This is a genomic window from Pontiella sp., assembly GCF_041622395.1.
Taxonomy (GTDB): Bacteria; Verrucomicrobiota; Kiritimatiellia; order Kiritimatiellales; family Pontiellaceae; genus Pontiella.
Genome location: NZ_JBFJYW010000260.1, coordinates 1 through 5,435, shown reverse-complemented (window position 1 = coordinate 5,435; position 5,435 = coordinate 1). Strand labels below are relative to the sequence as shown.

At 58.7% G+C, this 5,435-nt stretch carries 7 protein-coding genes; 1 reads left to right on the top strand and 6 read right to left on the bottom strand.

Annotation, left to right across the window (positions count from 1 at the left end; all coding sequences use genetic code 11):
- Both ABYO54_RS13475 and ABYO54_RS13470 read right to left on the bottom strand, forming a co-directional pair.
- Nucleotides 1-440: thiamine pyrophosphate-binding protein (locus tag ABYO54_RS13475; protein ID WP_372808769.1), on the bottom strand; the 440-nt coding region annotated here is incomplete at its 3' end.
- 138 nt (nt 441-578) lie between these two features.
- On the bottom strand, nt 579-1,481 hold the full coding sequence (locus ABYO54_RS13470; RefSeq protein WP_372808768.1) for a hypothetical protein: 903 nt from the start codon (nt 1,479-1,481) through the stop codon (nt 579-581).
- Nucleotides 1,482-1,559: 78 nt separating this feature from the next.
- Here ABYO54_RS13470 and ABYO54_RS13465 point away from each other — a divergent pair, with 78 nt between their 5' ends.
- Nucleotides 1,560-1,796: a hypothetical protein gene (locus tag ABYO54_RS13465; RefSeq protein ID WP_372808767.1), complete on the top strand. Its 237-nt coding sequence runs from the start codon at nt 1,560-1,562 to the stop codon at nt 1,794-1,796.
- Between the two features lie 31 nt (nt 1,797-1,827).
- Here the strand turns inward: ABYO54_RS13465 and ABYO54_RS13460 are convergent, their stop codons facing one another.
- The 4 genes from ABYO54_RS13460 to ABYO54_RS13445 form a co-directional block, all read right to left on the bottom strand.
- Complete coding sequence (locus ABYO54_RS13460) at nt 1,828-3,660, bottom strand: amino acid permease (RefSeq protein ID WP_372808766.1); 1,833 nt, start codon at nt 3,658-3,660, stop codon at nt 1,828-1,830.
- Between the two features lie 160 nt (nt 3,661-3,820).
- Complete coding sequence (locus ABYO54_RS13455; protein ID WP_372808765.1) at nt 3,821-4,438, bottom strand: hypothetical protein; 618 nt, start codon at nt 4,436-4,438, stop codon at nt 3,821-3,823.
- A 73-nt stretch (nt 4,439-4,511) separates the two neighbouring features.
- Nucleotides 4,512-5,084 carry a CDP-diacylglycerol--glycerol-3-phosphate 3-phosphatidyltransferase gene (gene pgsA, locus ABYO54_RS13450; protein ID WP_372808764.1) on the bottom strand — a complete coding sequence of 191 codons (573 nt, stop codon included), beginning with the start codon at nt 5,082-5,084 and terminating at the stop codon, nt 4,512-4,514.
- An 81-nt stretch (nt 5,085-5,165) separates the two neighbouring features.
- Nucleotides 5,166-5,435: hypothetical protein (locus tag ABYO54_RS13445; protein WP_372808763.1), on the bottom strand; the 270-nt coding region annotated here is incomplete at its 5' end.

Here is a 5,435-nt window from a genome sequence, read left to right as displayed (position 1 = left end):
TCCCGGGCGATGCGGGGGAGCTCGTTGGTGTCCTTGACGAGGAAGTTGTGTTTCACCACCGGCATGGTGATGCCGAAGATGTCGGCCTCCTGGAAGGCATCCTTTCCGAGCATCCACGAAACCGACTGGCCCGAAAGAACAACCATCGGAACCGAATCCATGTTGGCCGTCAAGAGCCCCGTGAGCGTATTGGTGGCCCCGGGGCCACTGGTAACCAGCACCACCGCAGGTCTGCCCGTGGCACGCGCATAGCCGTCGGCCATATGGATGGCGCCCTGCTCATGGCGCGTCAAAACAAAGTTGATCTTGGTGTTCGTGGTAACCAAGGCATCGAAGATCGGAATCACCGATCCGCCGGAGTAGCCGAATATATATTCAACTCCCTCGTTTTCCAGGCAACGAATAATCGCCTGCCCGCCTTCCATGGATTTAATTGTCATATTTTACCTCCAGATGATTCGACAAGGTAAAAACAGCCGCCCAATTTGTCAACAAAAAACAGGACCCGGCGATTTAACCCAAAATATAGCCCTGATTTTGGCAAACAAAAAGGACCCACAACATCGGCCAGCACGATTTTAGAGCTTAAATGAAAAATATATTCCGGCACTGACGGCGGAACCGTAGTCAATCTCTTCGATTTTATCGCCATCGGCCGCAAACAGGCCGAGACTTCCATTGAAATCATACCCCAACATCAGACTAACAAACCCGCGCGGGTACAAAAAATATGCGAGTGTTGCATGAATTGGAACATTGCGATCCTCGCCGACTCCCCTTGGGGCGACCCCGTGGTCATCGAGCCGGAATCGTTTTTTTTCGTAGCGGCCGGCCAACCCAATCTTCCAATGGTCGTCGAGCGCATAGATGGCGGCCAAGCCCGGCCCGGCGGTGGCGGCAAGCCCGCTGCCGGTCTCGATCGACAAACGCTCGGTGACCTCCCAGTTTACCAGCAGTGCGGGAAAATAACCGACCGAGTCCTCGAGCTGCTCCACAATCCCCAGCGCGGGCCCAAGCGACAACCGGTCGTTGAAGCGATAGGTTGCCCCGCCGAAAAACGCGCCCGTGATTTCATCGGACGCAATGCCAACCCCGGCCTGCGCATAGTTGCGGACCGACGGAGCGGCAAACAGCGTCCAATGTTCGCCGACCCCCTTGCGGACAAAGAGCCCGAGCCGATAGTTGTTGATGTTGTTCCAAGGCTCATCATCGCGCCCGGAAAAACGGTAGTCGTCTTGGCCCAGGCCAAACGTTACCGAGGCAAACGAGTCGAAGTCCCACATGCGCCCAATGGAAAAATCGCCGGCATAGCGGTTGACGCTAAAATCGCCGCCGCCGTCCAGCCCGGCGCGGAAGCGGTAGACCGATCCGCCGCGAAACGACGTCGTCGAGCGCGGGAAGGAGATTGCGAACGCCCGGTTTGTTTCGCCGTACGCGCCCAAAACCAGCATGGCTGAAATGGCAACTGCCTTGCGATTCATCCGCAGACCTCCTTGAAAGGCGGCAACTTTAGCGACTTGAATCGTGAAAAGACAACCATAGATGGCTAAGGTTTCCCCATGGAAAAGGAATCCTACATCAAGGCGCTGGAGGCCGAACGGGCAGGCGACTGGGAGCAAGCGCACCGAATCGTCCAGGAGATCGATACGAAGGAGGCGGCATGGGTGCACGCCTACCTGCACCGGGTCGAGGGCGATCCGGGCAATGCGGCCTATTGGTATCGCCGCGCCGGCAAGCCCGAGTGCCGCTCCCCCTTAAAGGAAGAGTGGTGGCAGCTCTTCGATGCGCTTCAGTAGAACAATCGTTCCGGCGGTTCAGGGCCTTGGGTCACATGCGCACCCGTTCGCTGAGCAGGAGGATGTCTTTCAGCTGGGCTTCGTTCTTGGCGGTGGTCCACCGCTTTTCGAACTCGGGGTGTTGAACGATGTGGGCAATGGCGGCAAGCGCCTTGAGATGCAGATGGCGCATATCGCGGCTACCCGCAATCACGAAGAAGGCCTTAACCATCACCCCCTCCTCGAACTCGAGTCCCTCGCGGCTACGCACCAACATGATCTTGAAGAGTTTTTCGCCATCGCAAATGATGTGCGGAATGGCAACAAACGGGGTCAGCACGCAGCTCCCCTGCTCTTCGCGCTCGACGAAGCGGGCCTTGATTTCGTCGGCGGTATGGGCCAGCCCTTCCTCCAGCGACCGGGAGACCACGTCCAGCAGTTCCTTGCGGCCGGCCCCCGGTTCGAGATCGATGGCCAGGGCGGTTTTGAGAATTTCGTCGAAGTCGTCGTGCACGAGTTCGTCGCGATGATGGAGCACGCCGTAGAGTTCCTTTTCGAGCGAATCGTTGGTCAATTGCTTGTTGGTCAGACCTTCGACAATGTGGAGCAAGGCATACTCCATGTTGGCGCGCTTGCGGCCATAGAAGAAATAGATCAACACCCCGCATCCGGCGAACCCCAGGCTGATTTCGACCGCGGCGAGCCCCATATCGAGGATCAACAGCGAGAAACAAACGATGCCGAAAAGGGGAAGCCACGGGCAAAACGGCACGCGGAACGTCGGGCGGTAGTTGGTCAATCCGCTTCGCCGCATCACCATGACCGCCGCAGCCGAAAGGATGTAGGAGCTGATGACGACGGCCGAGGCGGCCTTTACCAGCTTTTCGATATCCAACAGCAATGAAGTCAAGATGACGATGGAAGTCAGGATAATGGCCACCACCGGCTCGCCATCCTTGTTCACCTTGGCAACGAAGGGGGGCAGCAGTTTATCGCGCCCGAGCGCCAAAGGATAGCGGGAGGCCGACATGATGCCGGCGTTGGCCGTCGTGACGAAAGCGAGCACCGCCGCGAGCGTGATGGCCGCATAGCCCCACCCGCCGAACAGCAGACGCGCCGTATCGGCAATGGGCGTAAACGAGCTCGACAGTTGCTCGGCGGGCAAAACGCCCACCGTAACGAAGAGCAACAAGACGTAAAGGAGCGTGATCGCAAGCGTGGCCGCGATAAACCCGGCCGGAATGTTGCGACGGGGATTGCGGACCTCCTCGGCAATGGTTGCGGTCTTCAACAGCCCGCCGAACGAAACGAAAACGAACCCGGCCGTGGACAGAATGGACCGGTAGCCGCCGCCCTCGGCCAGAAACGGCTGGAAGTGCGACGCCTGCAGATTGGGAAGGCCGAGGAAGAAATAGCCCCCCAGCAGCAGGAAGAGCATCGCCACCAAAAACACTTCGAATCGGGCGGCGGCCTCGGCGCCCCGGATATTGAGCATGGCAAAAACCACCGTAACGGGGACGGCGGTCGCAAACAACGGAACCCGCTCCCCGCTCAAGAGGTATATCACCTCGGCCAAACCGAAGATCGCGAACGCGGTTTTAAGTGAAAGCGCAAACCAGCTGAGCAGGCCGGAAACCGTACCGACCAGCGGGCCCAGACTCCGGGTCAAAAAATAGTAATCGCCTCCCGCCTTGGGCATGGCGGTCGCCAGCTCGACCACGCTCAGCACCCCGATCAGCGCCAGCATCCCCGCAATGAGATAGGAAACGATCATGGCCGGCCCGATCAGCGAAAACGCCAACCCCGGCAACACGAAAATCCCCGAACTGATCATTGCCCCCGAGGCAATGCAGAACACATCAATAAACTTCAGGCCTTTGGTCATAGATCCGACTCGCTCGATTAGTGTGAAAAAACGATTTCGCTCACCGACATGCCAAGCATGGCCGGCAACTCTAAATTGAAGAAGAGGCTAGCACGAGGGATCACGCCGTTCCAGCCGATTCGGGATCCAGGGGAAGCGCCGCGGAAACCGGGCCGGTCCATCAGCGATAGCAGTAGCGACACGAGTAGACCCGGCGCTTCCAAAGCTTGGGGCGGCGGGCGGCGGCTCTGCCAATTCTCGCGTTCTTGAGCGGGGGCGCGGGCTCGTCGGTCGCGGGCAGATGGCCGCTGAGCAAGGCGACAACCTTTTCCTGCACCTCTTCCAACTCGTCGAGTTTGAGCCCGGGATCGATAACCATGAAGCTCTCGTTGGTCTTTTTGTGCTCGTAGATGCGGATTTTCAGGCCGTCTTCGGTGTGCTGCACATCCCGCTCCACGAGGATCTTCTTGCGCTCAAGCATGACGGTGAGGATGAAGATGGCGCTGAGATCGTCCTCGTTTTCCGTGGCGATGAGACGGCGCAGCAGGGATTCGGCGTTTTCTTTTTTTACGGCGTCCTCCTGCGGGGGCGGCGGCACGATGAAGGTGGTTTTCCAGGAACTCAGGCCGGGATCGTTCTTGTTCCAGCACGCCTTGCAGAGATCCTGGCGGGCGTATTCGCCCGCCTCGGCAACGAGCTTGGAAAAAAGTTTTTCCTTGTCGGCGAACGGCTTGTCGCACCGGGTGCATTTCTTGGCGCATTTTTGCACCCGCCAGTTATCTATGTTTTCACGGCCCATTTAACGCCTTTGGATCGATGGAGGGTTTTACTGAAGGGGCGGGCACCAAAGCCGGCCCCACCCACAAATCCGATTACCCATTCCCCCCCTGCTCTTTTTCCCAAATCGTATGGCGCTGCTGCCAGAAATAGACCACGCCCGACCATGCGGTCAGTAGCGCGGTTCCAAGTCCGAGCCACCAAGAAAACGTACTGCCGGGCACCGGCAGGAATTCCATGGGCCAGATAAGGCCGAAGAAGTAGAGGCAGATCGCCAGCATCTGCACGGTGGTCTTCACCTTGCCCCAAGGCCCGGCGGGCATCACGATCCCCTTCTCGATCATCAGCAGGCGCATGCCCGTCACCATGAATTCGCGCGCAATGATGAGCACCACCATCCACGCGCGCAGGCTATCGAGCTCGACGAAGCCGATGAACGCCGCGCATACCAGCACCTTGTCGGCCAGCGGATCCATCAGCTTCCCGAACGAGGTGCAACCGAAAAAATTACGGGCGAGATAGCCGTCGAGCGCGTCGGTGATACTGGCGACGACGAAGATCACCAGCGCCGCGATGCGGGCGTAGGGAAAGTCGAGCGTCATGCAGACCATCATTACGGCGGTCATCCAGAAGCGGCTGATCGTCAAATGGTTCGGGAGACTTTTCATAATGATCCTAACTGTTTGTTGTCCCGCCCATGGCGGACGTTCCGCAGCGCCACCCCCCGGGCGGCCCCACGAAACTTTTCTTTAGCGGTCGACTTCGATTTTTCCGGGTTCCACCAGATAGACATCGGGCACATCCTGCGTAATGAGCCGGCGCTCGGACATCGCCGCGCCACTCGCTGCGGGAGCTTCTTCGCCGGAGGTGGAACACTCCTTGACGCTGAACACAATCCCCACCAACACCAGCACGCCGACCACGCCCGCGGCAATTTTCAGCACTAGCCCGGAATCGGAGAGATTCTCAATGGCGGCATTGACCTCGGAAAACACCGCCTTGCCATTGCCCTTCGGGCC

Coding starts and splice junctions, on each gene's coding strand:
- ABYO54_RS13470 (WP_372808768.1), bottom strand. CDS start 1,481: ATGAATCGCAAGGCAGTTGCCATTTCAGCCATGCTGGTTTTGGGCGCG.
- ABYO54_RS13465 (WP_372808767.1), top strand. CDS start 1,560: ATGGAAAAGGAATCCTACATCAAGGCGCTGGAGGCCGAACGGGCAGGC.
- ABYO54_RS13460 (WP_372808766.1), bottom strand. CDS start 3,660: ATGACCAAAGGCCTGAAGTTTATTGATGTGTTCTGCATTGCCTCGGGG.
- ABYO54_RS13455 (WP_372808765.1), bottom strand. CDS start 4,438: ATGGGCCGTGAAAACATAGATAACTGGCGGGTGCAAAAATGCGCCAAG.
- pgsA (WP_372808764.1), bottom strand. CDS start 5,084: ATGAAAAGTCTCCCGAACCATTTGACGATCAGCCGCTTCTGGATGACC.